The sequence below is a fragment of the Streptomyces canus 299MFChir4.1 genome, assembly GCF_000383615.1.
GTDB lineage: Bacteria > Actinomycetota > Actinomycetes > Streptomycetales > Streptomycetaceae > Streptomyces > Streptomyces canus_C.
Genome location: NZ_KB911606.1, coordinates 1 through 14,445 on the forward strand (window position 1 = coordinate 1; position 14,445 = coordinate 14,445).

At 70.3% G+C, this 14,445-nt stretch carries 14 protein-coding genes; 3 read left to right on the forward strand and 11 right to left on the reverse strand.

What is annotated here, in order from left to right; translation table 11 throughout:
* Nucleotides 1-774: 774 nt before the first annotated feature.
* Complete coding sequence (gene trpS, locus H293_RS0135215; protein WP_020122517.1) at nt 775-1,851, forward strand: tryptophan--tRNA ligase; 1,077 nt, start codon at nt 775-777, stop codon at nt 1,849-1,851.
* A gap of 101 nt (nt 1,852-1,952) precedes the next feature.
* Here trpS and proC read toward each other — a convergent pair whose 3' ends face one another.
* From proC to H293_RS0135250, 7 genes are all read right to left on the reverse strand, one after another.
* The gene (gene proC, locus H293_RS0135220; protein WP_020122518.1) at nt 1,953-2,765 is read right to left on the reverse strand and encodes a pyrroline-5-carboxylate reductase; all 813 of its coding nucleotides are present in this window, start codon (nt 2,763-2,765) and stop codon (nt 1,953-1,955) included.
* Between the two features lie 95 nt (nt 2,766-2,860).
* Nucleotides 2,861-3,643 carry an ABC transporter permease gene (locus H293_RS0135225; RefSeq protein WP_020122519.1) on the reverse strand — a complete coding sequence of 261 codons (783 nt, stop codon included), beginning with the start codon at nt 3,641-3,643 and terminating at the stop codon, nt 2,861-2,863.
* Entirely contained in the window at nt 3,640-4,458 is an 819-nt protein-coding gene (locus tag H293_RS0135230; RefSeq protein WP_020122520.1) for an ABC transporter ATP-binding protein, read from the reverse strand. Before H293_RS0135230 ends, H293_RS0135225 begins: the two co-directional genes overlap by 4 nt.
* Nucleotides 4,459-4,537: 79 nt before the next feature.
* The gene (locus tag H293_RS0135235) at nt 4,538-5,317 is read right to left on the reverse strand and encodes a class I SAM-dependent methyltransferase (protein WP_020122521.1); all 780 of its coding nucleotides are present in this window, start codon (nt 5,315-5,317) and stop codon (nt 4,538-4,540) included.
* A 92-nt stretch (nt 5,318-5,409) separates the two neighbouring features.
* The gene (locus tag H293_RS0135240; protein ID WP_020122522.1) at nt 5,410-5,919 is read right to left on the reverse strand and encodes a hypothetical protein; all 510 of its coding nucleotides are present in this window, start codon (nt 5,917-5,919) and stop codon (nt 5,410-5,412) included.
* A gap of 43 nt (nt 5,920-5,962) precedes the next feature.
* Nucleotides 5,963-6,298: an SH3 domain-containing protein gene (locus H293_RS0135245; protein ID WP_028808477.1), complete on the reverse strand. Its 336-nt coding sequence runs from the start codon at nt 6,296-6,298 to the stop codon at nt 5,963-5,965.
* 21 nt (nt 6,299-6,319) lie between these two features.
* Nucleotides 6,320-6,637, reverse strand: a complete 318-nt coding sequence (locus H293_RS0135250; protein ID WP_028808478.1) for an SH3 domain-containing protein — start codon at nt 6,635-6,637, stop codon at nt 6,320-6,322.
* Between the two features lie 182 nt (nt 6,638-6,819).
* Between H293_RS0135250 and H293_RS0135255 the strand changes: the two genes are divergently transcribed.
* Nucleotides 6,820-8,910, forward strand: coding sequence for a serine/threonine-protein kinase (locus H293_RS0135255; protein ID WP_020122525.1), 2,091 nt, complete (start codon nt 6,820-6,822; stop codon nt 8,908-8,910).
* Nucleotides 8,911-8,968: 58 nt separating this feature from the next.
* Here H293_RS0135255 and ilvD read toward each other — a convergent pair whose 3' ends face one another.
* The 4 genes from ilvD to H293_RS0135275 all read right to left on the reverse strand — a co-directional run bounded on the left by ilvD (nt 8,969) and on the right by H293_RS0135275 (nt 13,501).
* The gene (ilvD, locus tag H293_RS0135260) at nt 8,969-10,822 is read right to left on the reverse strand and encodes a dihydroxy-acid dehydratase (RefSeq protein ID WP_020122526.1); all 1,854 of its coding nucleotides are present in this window, start codon (nt 10,820-10,822) and stop codon (nt 8,969-8,971) included.
* Between the two features lie 136 nt (nt 10,823-10,958).
* Nucleotides 10,959-11,570, reverse strand: coding sequence for a TetR/AcrR family transcriptional regulator (locus H293_RS0135265; protein ID WP_028808479.1), 612 nt, complete (start codon nt 11,568-11,570; stop codon nt 10,959-10,961).
* A gap of 47 nt (nt 11,571-11,617) precedes the next feature.
* Nucleotides 11,618-12,442 (reverse strand): sugar phosphate isomerase/epimerase family protein, encoded by an 825-nt coding sequence (locus H293_RS0135270; RefSeq protein WP_020122528.1) that lies wholly within the window; start codon nt 12,440-12,442, stop codon nt 11,618-11,620.
* Between the two features lie 117 nt (nt 12,443-12,559).
* A complete protein-coding gene (locus H293_RS0135275; RefSeq protein WP_020122529.1) occupies nt 12,560-13,501 on the reverse strand; it encodes a Ppx/GppA family phosphatase in 942 nt (313 codons plus the stop codon).
* 71 nt (nt 13,502-13,572) lie between these two features.
* Between H293_RS0135275 and H293_RS0135280 the strand changes: the two genes are divergently transcribed.
* Nucleotides 13,573-14,430, forward strand: a complete 858-nt coding sequence (locus tag H293_RS0135280) for a DUF3109 family protein (RefSeq protein WP_028808480.1) — start codon at nt 13,573-13,575, stop codon at nt 14,428-14,430.
* Nucleotides 14,431-14,445 lie beyond the last annotated feature (15 nt).

Here is a 14,445-nt window from a genome sequence, read left to right on the forward strand (position 1 = left end):
CATTCACAGCGTCCTCGCTGTGTTTATTTCAAAGGAACCTCGTCCCAGCAGATGCTGGAGACGGGGTATCAACATATCTGGCGTTGATTTTTGGCACGCTGTTGAGTTCTCAAGGAACGGACGCTTCCTTTGTACTCACCCTCTCGGGCTTTCCTCCGGGCAGTTTCCCTTCGGTCTTGCGTTTCCGACTCTATCAGACCCTTTCGGTTCCGATTTCCTCGGCGCTTTCCAGGTTCCCGCTCTCGCGTTTCCCTTTCCGGCGGTTCCGACTCTATCAGATCCTTTCGGGCCTGATTCCCAGTCAGGGGGCTTGTCTTCCCAGCCGTTGGGCCGTTCCGACGAGTGAGACTTTAGCGGATTCCCGGCTCCCGAGCTAATCGGGGGCCACCGTCCTTTCGAACGTGGATTCCTCATTGCGCGAATACACACGCCAATGCAGCGACGGCAGACAGAGCGACTGTCGTCGTTGTTGGTTGGTACCTGCGGAATGGCTGTCCGGGGACCGACCGGGGTCGGCGCTCACGTCGGACAACTCGGAGAACACTACGTACCGGGCTGGGGAGTGTCAACTCAGGTCCGGACGGGCTCCTGGAGGCGTAGCCTGGCCTGCATGACAACGCGTACGTGCACCCAGCAGTGGTGGGCCGCCTGACGGCGGCCGTAAGCACGTATGCACTCAACGGCCGCCTTCTCGGCGGCCGTTCGCGTATCTCCCTCCAGGACTCCTGAGGGTCGGCCGGCCGGGGACGGCGGTCTCGACCAGGAGGTGGAGAGATGACGCGGGTTTTCAGCGGGGTCAAGCCGACGGGGCATCTGACGCTGGGGAACTACCTGGGAGCCATGCGGCAGTGGGCCGCGGTCGACCAGCACCGGGCGGAGTCGCTGTTCTGCATCGTCGACCTGCACGCCCTGACCGTCGACCATGATCCGGCGCGGGTGCGCCGACTGAGTCGGCAGGCGGCGACGCTGTTGCTCGCTTCGGGGCTGGATCCCGAGTTGTGCACCGTGTTCGTGCAGAGTCATGTGGACGAGCACGCGCGGCTGTCGTACGTGCTGGAGTGCGTGGCCACGGACGGCGAGATGCGGCGCATGATCCAGTACAAGGAGAAGGCCGCTCGGGAGCGGGCGCGGGGCGGGAGTGTGCGGCTGTCGCTGCTCACCTATCCCGTGCTGATGGCGGCGGACATCCTGGCGTACGGGGCTGACGAGGTGCCGGTCGGGGACGACCAGGCTCAGCATGTGGAGCTGACCCGGGATCTGGCGGTGCGGTTCAACCAGCGGTACGGCTACACGTTCACGGTGCCCCGGGCCACCGTGCCGAACGTGGGCGCGCGGGTGATGAACCTCCAGGAGCCGCTGTCGAAGATGGGGAAGTCCGACGACTCGGGTCCGGGGATCGTCTATCTGCTCGACGAGCCGGACGTGGTGCGGAGGAAGGTCATGCGGGCCGTGACCGACAGCGGGCGGGACGTCGTGTACGACCGGGAGGACCGGCCCGGGCTGGCGAACCTGTTGGAGATCCTCGCGTCCTGCACGGGTGGGAACCCATCTGAGCTGAGCGGTGTATATGAGTCGTACGGCGCCTTGAAGAAGGACACCGCCGAGGCCGTGGTCGAGGTCTTGAGGCCCGTGCAGGAGAGGCACAAGGAGTTGTGCGCGGATCCTGGCTATGTGGAGGGGGTGCTGCGGGATGGTGCGGAGAGGGCCAGGGCCATGGCCCGGCCGACCGTCGATGCGGCCTATCGCGCGATCGGGCTGCTTCCGGCCGCTTCGGATACGGCGGCTTCGGATACGGCGGCTGGTGATACCGGCGTGGTCGGCAGCGGTGTGGTGCTGAACGCTGCTCGGTAGGCGTCGCCGGTGAGGAGGGTGATTGCCGTGCGCGGGGGCGGGTGCGCTTGAGGGGGCCACCTCGGGCGTGGCCAGGGCGGGGTGTCCGCCCCCGGTGGGCGTCAGTCCTTCTTGCCGGAGGCCAGTGCGCGGCTGCGGTCGCGGGCGGCTTCGAGGGCGGCGATCAGGGCGGCTCGTACGCCGTGGTTCTCGAGTTCGCGGATGGCGTTGATGGTGGTGCCCGCGGGAGACGTGACGTTCTCGCGGAGCTTCACCGGGTGTTCGCCGCTGTCGCGGAGCATCGTGGCGGCGCCGATCGCGGACTGGACGATCAGGTCGTGGGCCTTGTCGCGAGGCAGGCCGAGCAGGATGCCCGCGTCGGTCATGGCTTCGACCAGGTAGAAGAAGTAGGCCGGTCCGGAGCCGGAAAGGGCGGTGCAGGCGTCCTGCTGGGACTCGGGGACGCGGAGCGTCTTGCCGACGGCGCCGAAGATCTCCTCGGTGTGGGCAAGGTGGTCGGCGGTGGCGTGGGTGCCGGCGGAGATGACGGACATGGCCTCGTCGACCAGGGCGGGCGTGTTGGTCATGACGCGGACGACCGGGGTGCCGGTGGCGAGGCGCTCCTCGAAGAAGGAGGTGGGAATGCCGGCGGCACCGCTGATGACCAGGCGGTCGGCCGGGACGTGCGGGGCGAGTTCGTCGAGGAGTGTGCCCATGTCCTGCGGTTTGACCGTGAGGATCAGGGTGTCGGCGGTCTTGGCGGCTTCCGGGTTGGTGACCGGGGTGACTCCGTAACGGCTGCGGAGTTCTTCGGCTCGCTCGGGGCGGCGGGCGGTGACCAGGAGGTCGGCCGGGGCCCAGCCGGCGCGGATCATTCCGCTGAGCAGGGCTTCGCCGATCTTGCCGGTGCCGAGGACTGCGACTTTCTGGCTCATGCGGTTCAGTCTGGCACCGGGCCGGGACGGGCAGGGTGGGTGTCCGGTGGGCGGGACATGGGACCGGTGCCGGGCTTGGGCGGTCCCAGGCGGCCCTACGCGGTCCTGCGCCTCAGTGTCGCCGCTCCCAGTCCCAGGACGAGCAGTGCGCAGCCCGCCACGATCAGCGCGTCGCGGACGAAGGCCGCTGTCATGTCCGTGTGCCGGAGGACCTCGTTCATCCCGTCCACGGCGTAGGACATGGGCAGGACGTCGGAGATGGTCTCCAGGACGGGATGCATGTTGTCGCGGGGGGTGAAGAGACCGCAGAGGAGGAGTTGGGGGAAGATCACGGCCGGCATGAACTGGACGGCTTGGAACTCGGAGGCCGCGAAGGCCGAGACGAACAGGCCGAGGGCGGTGCCGAGCAGGGCGTCGAGCAGGGCGACCAGCAGCAGGAGCCAGGGGCTGCCGGTGACGTCGAGGCCGAGGATCCAGACGGCGAGGCCGGTGGCCAGGGCGGACTGGATGATCGCGAGGGCGCCGAAGGCGAGGGCGTAGCCGGCGATCAGGTCGCCTTTGCCGAGTGGCATGGCGAGGAGGCGTTCGAGAGTGCCGGAGGTGCGTTCGCGCAGGGTGGCGATGGAGGTGACCAGGAACATCGTGATCAGCGGGAAGATCCCGAGGAGGGAGGCGCCGATGCTGTCGAAGGTGCGCGGGCTGCCGTCGAAGACGTAGCGCAGCAGGAGCAGCATCACGCAGGGGATGAGGATCATCATCGCGATGGTGCGCGGGTCGTGGCGGAGCTGGCGCAGGACCCGGGCGGCGGTGGCGGTGGTGCGGGAAAGGCTGAGGGCGCTGCTGGGGGCGGGCGCGAGACGGGGCGTGGTGGTGCTCATCGCGTGTGCTCCTTGGTGCGGCTTGCCTCGACGGCCTGGTCGACAAGGTGGAGGAAGGCGCTCTCGACGGTGTCCGTGTCGGTGCGGGTGCGGAGGGCTTCGGGGGTGTCGTCGGCGAGGATCTCGCCCTCGCGCATCAGGAGGAGGCGGTGGCAGCGCTCGGCCTCGTCCATGACGTGGGAGGAGATGAGGAGGGTGGCGCCGCGGCGGGCGGCGATGTCGTGGAAGAGGTTCCACAGGTCGCGTCGCAGGACGGGGTCGAGACCGACGGTGGGTTCGTCGAGGACGAGGAGTTCGGGGGTGCCGAGGAGGGCGACGGCGAGGGAGACGCGGCTGCGCTGGCCGCCGGAGAGGTTCCCGGCGAGGGAGTCGGCGTGGGTGGCGAGGTCGACGTCGTCGATGGCCCGGGTGACGTCGGTGCGGCGGCGTTCGGCGGCGGCGCGACCGGGGGCGAGGATCGCGGCGAAGTAGTCGAGGTTCTGGCGGACGGTCAGGTCGTCGTAGACGGAGGGGGCCTGGGTGACGTAGCCGATGCGGGTGCGCAGGGAGGGGTGGCCCGCGGGTCGGCCGAGGACGTCGAGGGTGCCGGTGATGTTGGCCTGGGTGCCGACGATCGAGCGCATCAGGGTGGACTTGCCGCAGCCCGAGGGGCCGAGGAGGCCGGTGATCCGGCCGCGGGGGACGTCGAAGGCGAGGCCGCGCAGGACGGTGCGGGGGCCTCGGACGACGGTGAGGCCGTCGGCGTGGACGGCGGGGGTGGCCGGCTCTTGGTCCGTGCTGTCGGCAAGCGGCGGCCCGGACTCATTATTCATCATGCGATGAATAATGCTCTCGCCAGTCCGGACCGTCAACCACGCGCGCGGCGGCGGCCGTGGAGGGGCGGGCCGCGGCGGGTCAGGCGTTGACCGCGACGAGCAGTTCGACGTCGTAGGTCTCCTCGACTGTCCCCTCGGGGAAGAGCTCCAGCAGGATCCGCCGCTCCTCGGTGAGGAAGACGTCCGCGTGGCCCTCACCCGCCACGAGGAACATCGAGTGACTGCCGATGTTGGCGAGGTGGGTGTCGACGGGCACATGACGGCTCCAGCGGACCACCCGGTGGATGAAGTCGAGGCGGCCGCTGGGGTCGGCCAGGGCGGACCGGGCTCCGTTGCCGTTCACCTCGACGGCCGGGTGGGCGCCGTAGTCCTTGAAGTGCTCGGCGACCCGGTCGACCTGACCGGTGATCCACGGGATGTCGAGGGCGTAGGTGTTCCACCACAGGGCCAGCGCGCCGCCCGGCCGCAGCACGCGGCAGGCTTCCGGGACCGCGCGGGCCGGGTCGGTCCAGTGCCAGGACTGGGCGTAGGTGAGCAGATCGGCGGAGTCCGTGAGGAGGGGGAGGTCGTTGCCGTCGCCCCTGATGATCGGGATGCCGGGGTGGGTGCGACGGAACTGCTCGGCCATGCCGCTCCCGGGTTCGACCGCGACCACCTCGGCGCCTCGGGCGTGCAGCAGCGCGGTCGCTATCCCGGTACCGGCCCCGACGTCGGCGACCCGGGCGCCGGTGAGCGTGCGCCCGGCGAGTTCCTCGATCGCGTCGAAGAGGGCGGGCGGATAGGAGGGGCGGTTGGCGGCGTACTGGGCGGCGGCGGAGTTGAAGGAGTGGGCTCGGGCGGTGTGGAAGGAAGCGGCCATGAGGCCATGGTGGCCGGATGGGGATCAGGAGGCGGTGAGTTTCCGGTGAGAGCAGCGCCGGAGAGCCACCCCGGCGGGAAGCCCGAAAGTTCTCAGCGGCGGCGCTTCTTCTTCGAGGGGTTCCCGGTACGGCGCGCACCGCGCTGCTCGTGCTCCCTGCGTGCGGCCTCGTACTCCTCCCGGTGCAGCTTCTCGCCAGGCGCCTCCGCCAGGGACCGGAAGAAGTACGCGAGGAGGGATCCGACGAACCCGATGGCCAGGAGGCCGCGGAGGGAGGCCTGGCGGTCCGGGTCGGGGCGGCCGCCGAAGCTGTCCCAGGTGTTGCGGAAGGCCAGCGCGCTGCAGATCGCGAACATCGCGATGACGAGGACGGTCACGAAGCTGCCGGTGTCGGCGATCTGGAGGCCCTCGTAGGCGAAGCGGAGGATCAGGCAGGAGGCGACGGCGGCGGCGAGGGAGCCCACGGCGGCGCCGACGCGGCGGAGGGCGTAGCCGTTGCCGTGGTCCACCCAGGTGGTGCCGAAGAAGCGGATCGGTTCGGGGCGGGGGCCGCCCGAGGGGGAGCCCGCGGGGATGTCCTGGGTGCCGGATTCGTCGCTCACGGGACGATTATGGCTCCGGGACGGGGCGGGCTCCCTTCGGGGATCAGCCGCAGGGCGACGCCACGTAGCCGTCGCTGCCGGTCTTGACGTAGGTGTCCGAGACGAACTCGCCGTTGGCGATGTTGTCCCAGATGTTCGACGTGCCGTAGTAGCCCGACACCGTCTCGCCCGGCGTCTGGCAGTAGATCGCCACCTTCGCACCCTCGGGCAGGACGCGGACGATGCCGTACTGCGTTCCGGGACCGCGGCGGACGTTCAGTCGGAGGCCCGGGGCGACGTCGTAGTAGTGGACGGCCGCCTCGGCGTGGGCGGCGCCCACCATGAGGAAGGCGCCGGCCAGGCCCGCGAGCATGACGGATCTGCGTTTGAGCGATGTCATGACAATTCCCCCCGGGAAGGCTCAGGAGCAGCGGTCGGCGACGTAGCCGTCGCTGCCGGTGAGCACGTAGGCGTCTGAGACGTACTGGCCGTTGCTGATGTTGTCCCAGATGTTGCTGGTGCCGTACGGGCCGGCCACCGACGTGCCCGGGGTCTGGCAGTAGATGGGGACCTTCACGCCCTCGGCCAGCACTCTGATGATGGTGTAGCTGGTGCCGGGGCCGCTGCGGACGTTGAGCCGGACGCCGGGCGCGACGGAGTAGTAGCGAACCGTCGCCGCCGCTGTCACAGCCGCGGCCTCCTTGACGGCGCCTGTCTCTTCCACGCGGTCAACAGACATGAAAAACCTCCCCCGTTGGTCCCCATGACTGCCATGGGGTCCCGTTGATTCCCCTGAATCACGCCATGAAACACATGTACGCAACTCGCACGCGGAGACTAGCAAGCCGCCTCTGTCCCGAACGAGTCATCGACTAGGCTCCGTGCGTCGCGCGCGCGGACGATCAGCACGGGGGTGGTTCCATGGCGCCACAGGGCAACACCGGAGCGGGCGCGGAAGCGGAACTTCCCGAGTACGCCGGTCACTACCGGCTGGAGTCATGTCTCGGGTCCGGCGGGATGGGCGTGGTGCATGTCGCGCGCAGCACCTCGGGGATGAAGCTCGCGGTGAAGGTCGTGCACACCGAGTTCGCCAAGGACCCTGAGTTCAGGGGGCGTTTCCGGCAGGAGGTGGTCGCGGCCCGGAAGGTGAGCGGGGCGTTCACCGCGTCCGTCGTCGACGCCGATCCCGATGCCGAACGGCCCTGGATGGCCACGCTGTTCATCCCCGGCCCGACGCTCTCCGACGAGGTGAAACGGAACGGGCCCATGGAGCCCGCGCAGTTGCGTCGGCTGATGGCGGGTCTGGCCGAGGCGCTGCGCGACATCCACCGTGTCGGGGTCGTGCACCGGGACCTGAAGCCGAGCAACGTGCTGCTCGCCGAGGACGGGCCGAAGGTCATCGACTTCGGCATTTCTCGGCCAAAGGACAGCGAACTGCGGACCGAGACGGGCAAGTTGATCGGGACGCCGCCGTTCATGGCGCCCGAGCAGTTCCGGCGGCCACGGGAGGTCGGACCCGCCGCCGACATCTTCGCGCTCGGATCGGTGATGGTGCACGCGGCCACCGGGCGTGGGCCGTTCGACTCCGACAGTCCGTATGTCGTCGCCTACCAGGTCGTGCACGACGAGCCGGACCTGACGGGCGTACCGGGGAATCTCGCGCCGCTCATCGTGCGCTGTCTCGCGAAGGAGCCCGAGGACCGGCCCACCCCGGACGAGTTGATGCGGGAGCTGCGGTCGGTCGCGGCCTCGTACGACACGCAGGCGTTCATACCGGCGCAGCGGACCGTTGATCCACCGAGGCGCGAGCCGGGGAAAGCGGAACCGCGACGCAGGAGACCTGCCGGCAGGACGGCGGCCCTGGCCGTGGTCGCGTCGGCTCTGGTCGCTGCCGGGGTTCTCGCTTCCGTCCGGATGCTCGGCGACGACGATCCGGTGCCGGAGAAGGGCCAGACCCCCGCCGCGACGGGTTCCGGGTTCGCGGCCTGGCAGACGAAGCCGGTGTCCGGCGGCACCGGCTCGGCGCAGTGCTCGTACGGGACGCGGCAGTTGCTCTGTGCCCGGCCCGGAGTGGTCTTCGCCCTGGACCCGTCGGACGGCAGCGTGCTGTGGCGGCACTCCGTCGCCGCGTCCAGGGCCGCCAGGCCGCCGGTACTCGGCGGCGGTCTCGTGCAGACACTGACGGACGAGGACCGGCACCTGGAAGCACTCGACCCCGGTTCGGGCCGGACGCGCTGGGAGCGGACGATGCCCACGAACGGCAGGCCGGCCGTCGTCGGGGGAACACTCCTGCTCCCCCGTGCCGACGGGACGGTCACCGGAGTGGACGCGGTGACCGGGAAAACGAAGTGGAGCGGCCGGATACCGGGCCAGATCCTGCCGTACCTGACCTCGTTCGCGGGCTCCCCCCTGGCCTACGCCACGACCATCTCCACCGACGCCTCCAGCACCCAGGTCACGGCCCTGGACCCGGCCGGCGGAGCCGTGCGCTGGAAGGCGCGGCTGAGCGGGAGCCTGACACCCGTCGGCGTGCACGACGGCTCGGTCTTCTTCCTCTCCGCCAACAATGAGTACGGCGACACGGACGCCGTCGTCCGCTACAACCCGGAGTCCGGGTCCTCGCGCCGGGTGGCACTCCCCGTCGCGCGGCCCGACGCCCACGCGGCCGTGCGCGGCGACGTCGTCTACGTCCTGGCCGCGACCGGTTCCCTGGACGCCGTGGACACCCGGGCGCGCAAGCGGGTCTGGCATCTTGAGACGACCGTGAGCCGGGGTTCCGAACCGGTGGCCGACGACGGACACGTGTACTTCACGGCCGCCGACGGGCGACTCCTCGCCGTCGATGTCGTCAAGGGACGACTCGTCGGGCAGACCCGGGCGCGTCCGGGCTCGAACTCGGGCACGGTGGACGGCTCGCTGCCCGAACCCGTCCTCGCCCACCACCACGTCTACGCCACCGCCCCCGACGGCACCGTCTTCGCCGTGGATGCCCGCGAGCCCGCCTCCTGGTGACCGGGGGCAACGCGAAGGGCCGCCCCGGAAGAGGCGGCCCTCGGTGTCGGGTGGTGGGTCAGCCGAGCTTGGAGACGTCCCGGACCGCGCCCTTGTCCGCGCTGGTGGCCATCGCGGCGTAGGCCCGCAGTGCCGCCGAGACCTTGCGCTCGCGGTTCTTCGGGGCGTGGACGCCGTCCAGTGCGGCCTCGCGGCGGGCGAGCTCGGCGTCGTCGACCAGGAGCTCGATCGAGCGGCCGGGGATGTCGATGCGGATGCGGTCGCCGTCCTCGACGAGGGCGATGGTGCCGCCGGCCGCCGCCTCCGGGGAGGCGTGGCCGATGGACAGGCCCGAGGTGCCGCCGGAGAAGCGGCCGTCGGTGATCAGGGCGCAGGCCTTGCCGAGGCCGCGGCCCTTCAGGTACGAGGTCGGGTAGAGCATCTCCTGCATGCCGGGGCCGCCCTTGGGGCCCTCGTAGCGGATGACGACGACGTCGCCCTCCTTGACCTGCTGGGTGAGGATCTTCTGGACGGCCTCCTCCTGCGACTCGCAGACGACGGCGGGGCCCTCGAACGTCCAGATGGACTCGTCGACGCCGGCCGTCTTCACGACACAGCCGTCGACCGCCAGGTTGCCCTTGAGGACCGCCAGGCCGCCGTCCTTGGAGTACGCGTGCTCGGCGCTGCGGATGCAGCCCTCGGCGGCGTCCTCGTCCAGGGACTCCCAGCGCTCGGACTGGGAGAAGGCCTCGGCGGAGCGGACGCAGCCGGGGGCCGCGTGCCACAGTTCCAGGGCCTTGGGGGACGGCGAGCCGCCACGGACGTCCCAGGTCTTGAGCCAGTCCGCGAGGGAGGGGCTGTGGACGGAGTGCACGTCCTCGTTGAGCAGGCCGGCGCGGTGCAGTTCGCCGAGGAGGGCGGGGATGCCGCCGGCGCGGTGCACGTCCTCCATGTAGTACGTGCGGTTCTTCGCCACGTTCGGGGCGACCTTCGCGAGGCAGGGGACGCGGCGGGAGACCGCGTCGATCTCGGCGAGACCGAAGGGGACCTCCGCCTCCTGGGCCGCGGCCAGCAGGTGGAGGATCGTGTTGGTGGAGCCGCCCATGGCGATGTCGAGGGCCATGGCGTTCTCGAAGGCCGCGAAGGTGGCGACGTTGCGCGGCAGGACCGTCTCGTCGTCCTGCTCGTAGTAGCGGCGGGTGATGTCCATGACGGTGTCGGCCGCGTCGACGTACAGCTGCTTGCGGGCCGTGTGCGTGGCCAGGACCGAGCCGTTGCCGGGGAGCGAGAGGCCGATGGCCTCCGTCAGGCAGTTCATCGAGTTGGCCGTGAACATGCCGGAACAGCTGCCGCAGGTCGGACAGGCGTTCTCCTCGATACGGAGCATGTCCGCGTCCGAGATCTTCTCGTTCACGGCCTCGGACATCGCGTCGACCAGGTCGAGCGTGCGGACCGTGCCGTCCACGAGGGTCGCGCGGCCGGACTCCATCGGGCCGCCGGAGACGAAGACCGTGGGGATGTTCAGGCGCAGGGCCGCGTTCAGCATGCCCGGGGTGATCTTGTCGCAGTTCGAGATGCAGATCAGGGCGTCGGCGCAGTGGGCCTCGACCATGTACTCGACCGAGTCGGCGATCAGGTCGCGGGAGGGCAGGGAGTACAGCATGCCGCCGTGGCCCATCGCGATGCCGTCGTCGACGGCGATGGTGTTGAACTCGCGCGGGATGCCGCCGGCCGCGACGATCGCCTCGGAGACGATCCGGCCGACCGGTTGCAGGTGGGTGTGGCCCGGCACGAACTCCGTGAAGGAGTTGGCGACCGCGATGATCGGCTTGCGGCCGATGTCCGCACCGGGTACACCGGAGGCGCGCATAAGGGCGCGTGCGCCCGCCATGTTGCGGCCGTGGGTGACTGTGCGGGACCTCAGCTCGGGCATCGTCGCTCGCTCCTTCAGAGACGGTCGTCAGAGACTTCGGAGACGGTCGTATCAGACTTCTGACTGCTGACGAGCGTACGCCGGTCATCCAGGGGTCGGGACAGGGTGTCCGGAATGCGGGACGCCCGTCTCGGAGTCAGGGACCGGTCAAATGGCCCTGCACCACCGGGGCGACCCGCGCGATGATCTGCTCGATGTCCGACGACGCCAGCGGCTCCACCTTGATCACGTACCGCAGCATGGCCGTCCCCACGAGCTGCGCGGCCGCCAGTTCGACCCGCAGCTCCGCGTCCGGCAGGTCCAGCTGGTCGGCGACGCGGCGCAGCAGCTGGGCGGCGACGAGCCGGCGGAAGACGGCGGCCGCCGTCTCGTTGTTCACTGCGGAACGGACGATCGCCAGGAGCGGCAGACGCGTCGCGGGGTTCTCCCAGACGCCGAAGATGAAGCGGGTGAGGCGCTCTCCGACGTCCTCCACGGGACCCTCGGCGAGCGCGGCGGGCGCGCTCAGCGCAGGCGCGGCGGCGACCTCCACGGCCGCCTCGAAGACCTGTTCCTTGGTGCCGAAGTAGTGGTGGACCAGGGCCGAGTCGACCCCGGCGGCCTTGGCGATCCCGCGCACGGACGTCTTCTCGTAGCCCCGCTCGGAGAACTCCTCACGGGCCGCGCCGAGGATCCGGTCCCGGGTACCGGCCGCGTCGGATTCCGTACGACGGGGCCGGCCGCGCTTCCGGGCGGTGACGTCGCTCACAGCCGGGGCGGGATCACCGTTGCTCACCGCCGGGGTGGGGTCGCTGCTCACCGCCGGGGCACCCGCACCGCCGAGGCCAGATGGAGGCGGGTGAAGGCCAGGGCCTCGGCGAGGTCGGCCTCGCGTTCGGCGCCGGACATCGCGCGCCGGGTGTTGACCTCGATGACGACATGGCCGTCGAAGCCGCTCAGCGCGAGGCGCTCCAGGAGCTCGGCACAGGGCTGGTTGCCGCGGCCGGGCACGAGGTGCTCGTCCTTCGCGGAACCCTTGCCGTCGGCGAGGTGGACGTGGCCGAGGCGGTCGCCCATCCGGTCGACCATCTGCATCGCGTCGGTCCGGGACGTCGCCGCGTGGCTGAGGTCGATCGTGAAGTGCCGGTAGTCGTCCTTGGTGACGTCCCAGTCGGGGGCGTAGGCGAGCATCTCGCGGTCGCGGTAGCGCCAGGGGTACATGTTCTCGACGGCGAACCGTACGTCCGTCTCGTTCGCCATCCGCCAGATCCCGTTGACGAAGTCCCGGGCGTACTGGCGCTGCCAGCGAAAGGGCGGGTGGACGACGACGGTGCTCGCGCCCAGCTTCTCGGCCGCCGCCCGGGCGCGCTGGAGCTTGACCCAGGGGTCCGTGGACCACACGCGCTGCGTGATGAGCAGGCAGGGGGCGTGCACGGCGAGTATGGGGATGCCGTGGTAGTCGGAGAGGCGGCGCAGGGCCTCGATGTCCTGGCTGACCGGGTCGGTCCACACCATGACCTCGACGCCGTCGTATCCGAGGCGCGCGGCGATCTCGAAGGCCGTCGCCGTCGACTCCGGGTAGACGGAGGCCGTCGAGAGGGCGACCTTCGCATCCGGGATCCGTACGACTGGTTCTGCCACGGAGGTCAGCCTAAAGGGTTCGCCGGGGTGGGTGTGGGGCGCCTGTTCGCCGTTGTGGCGTTTGCCACGGGGGCGTGTGCGGTGCCGTCGTGGTTGCTCGCGCGGTTCCCCGCGCCCCTAAATGCCCCCCACTGATCCCATGTGGTCAAGTCGGCGCAGGATCACGCCCTCTCTGAGGGCCCACGGGCAGATGTCGACCGTTTCCACACCGAACAGGTCCAGCGCCCCCTCGGCCACCAGGGCGCCCGCCAGGAGCTGGTTCGCCCGGCCCTCGGAGACGCCCGGGAGTTCCGCCCGCTGGGCCGTCGTCATGCCGGCCAGCCTCGGGACCCAGGCCTCCAGGGACTCGCGCTTCAGTTCGCGCTGGACGTAGAGGCCCTCGGCGGAGCGGGCCGCGCCGGCCAGGCGGGCCAGCTGCTTGAAGGTCTTGGAGGTGGCGACCACGTGGTCGGGGGCGCCGAAGCGGGCGAACTCGCCGACCGTTCGGGCGATCTGGGCGCGCACGTGCCGCCGCAGGGCCCGGATGGCGTCCGGGGTCGGAGGGTCCCCGGGGAGCCAGCCCGCCGTGAGACGGCCCGCGCCCAGGGGCAGGGACACGGCGGTGTCCGGTTCCTCGTCGATGCCGTAGGCGACCTCCAGGGAGCCGCCTCCGATGTCGAGGACCAGGAGCTTGCCCGCCGACCAGCCGAACCAGCGGCGGGCGGCCAGGAAGGTGAGACGGGCCTCCTCGGCGCCGGTGAGGACCTGGAGCTCGACGCCGGTCTCGGCGTGCACGCGCGCGAGGACATCGTCGGCGTTGCTGGCCTCGCGGACGGCGGAGGTGGCGAAGGGAAGCAGGTCCTCGACGCCCTTGTCCTCGGCGGCCTGGAGTGCGTCCTTGACGACCGAGACCAGTTTCTCGACGCCTTCGGGACCTATCGCCCCGGCGTCGTCGAGGAGTTGGGCCAGGCGCAGTTCCGCCTTGTGCGAATGCGCGGGCAGGGGGCGGGCGCCGGGGTGCGCGTCCACCACCAGCAGATGCACCGTGTTCGATCCCACGTCGAGGACACCGAGTCTCATGTAGGGAACGCTACTGCCCGCCGGTCGTTCCACTGGCTCCGGAGGGGCCTCGGGCGACTTACCCTGGACGCGTGCCAAAGACGAAAAAGGTGAAGGACGACAAAACGGCCGTATCTGCCGACGGTCCTTCGCGGGTGAAGCCGGCGAAGCAGGCGCGGAAGGCCATGAAGGCTCTGAAGGCCGACGAGAAGGGGCTCGACTTCGCGCGCGCGTGGGTGGAGTTCCCGGATCCGGCGGACGACGAGCAGGTCTTCCGCTGCGATCTGACATGGCTCACCTCTCGGTGGAACTGCATCTTCGGCAGCGGCTGCCAGGGCATCCAGGCGGGCCGGGCGGACGACGGGTGCTGCACCCTGGGTGCGCACTTCTCGGACGAGGACGACGAGCAGCGGGTCGCCGAACATGTGGCGCGACTCACTCCGGACATCTGGCAGCACCACGCCGAGGGCACGGAGAACGGCTGGATCTCCGAGGACGAGGACGGCGACCGGCAGACCCGGCCCTTCCAGGGCTCCTGCATCTTCCAGAACCGGCCCGGCTTCGCGGGCGGCCAGGGCTGCTCGCTGCACATCCTGGCGCTGCGGGAGGGCCGCGAGCCGCTGGAGACCAAGCCGGACGTCTGCTGGCAGCTGCCGGTGCGCCGGACGTACGACTGGATCGACCGGCCCGACGACACGCGCGTGCTCCAGGTGTCGATCGGCGAGTACGACCGGCGCGGCTGGGGTCCGGGCGGCCACGACCTGCACTGGTGGTGCACGTCGGCGACCTCGGCACACGGCGCCGGCGACCCGGTGTACGTCTCCTACCGCCCCGAGCTGATCGAGCTGATGGGCAAGGGGGGCTACGACCGTCTGGTCGAACTCTGCGAGCAGCGCCTGGCCTCCCAACTGCCCCTGCTGGCACCGCATCCGGCGGACCCGACCGCCTGAGCGGTGGGAACCGGC

Excerpts from the sequence above, each read along its gene's own strand:
- trpS (WP_020122517.1), top strand. The coding sequence starts at position 775 with ATGACGCGGGTTTTCAGCGGGGTCAAGCCGACGGGGCATCTGACGCTG.
- proC (WP_020122518.1), bottom strand. The coding sequence starts at position 2,765 with ATGAGCCAGAAAGTCGCAGTCCTCGGCACCGGCAAGATCGGCGAAGCC.
- H293_RS0135225 (WP_020122519.1), bottom strand. The coding sequence starts at position 3,643 with ATGAGCACCACCACGCCCCGTCTCGCGCCCGCCCCCAGCAGCGCCCTC.
- H293_RS0135230 (WP_020122520.1), bottom strand. The coding sequence starts at position 4,458 with ATGATGAATAATGAGTCCGGGCCGCCGCTTGCCGACAGCACGGACCAA.
- H293_RS0135235 (WP_020122521.1), bottom strand. The coding sequence starts at position 5,317 with ATGGCCGCTTCCTTCCACACCGCCCGAGCCCACTCCTTCAACTCCGCC.
- H293_RS0135245 (WP_028808477.1), bottom strand. The coding sequence starts at position 6,298 with ATGACATCGCTCAAACGCAGATCCGTCATGCTCGCGGGCCTGGCCGGC.
- H293_RS0135250 (WP_028808478.1), bottom strand. The coding sequence starts at position 6,637 with ATGTCTGTTGACCGCGTGGAAGAGACAGGCGCCGTCAAGGAGGCCGCG.
- H293_RS0135255 (WP_020122525.1), top strand. The coding sequence starts at position 6,820 with ATGGCGCCACAGGGCAACACCGGAGCGGGCGCGGAAGCGGAACTTCCC.
- ilvD (WP_020122526.1), bottom strand. The coding sequence starts at position 10,822 with ATGCCCGAGCTGAGGTCCCGCACAGTCACCCACGGCCGCAACATGGCG.
- H293_RS0135275 (WP_020122529.1), bottom strand. The coding sequence starts at position 13,501 with ATGAGACTCGGTGTCCTCGACGTGGGATCGAACACGGTGCATCTGCTG.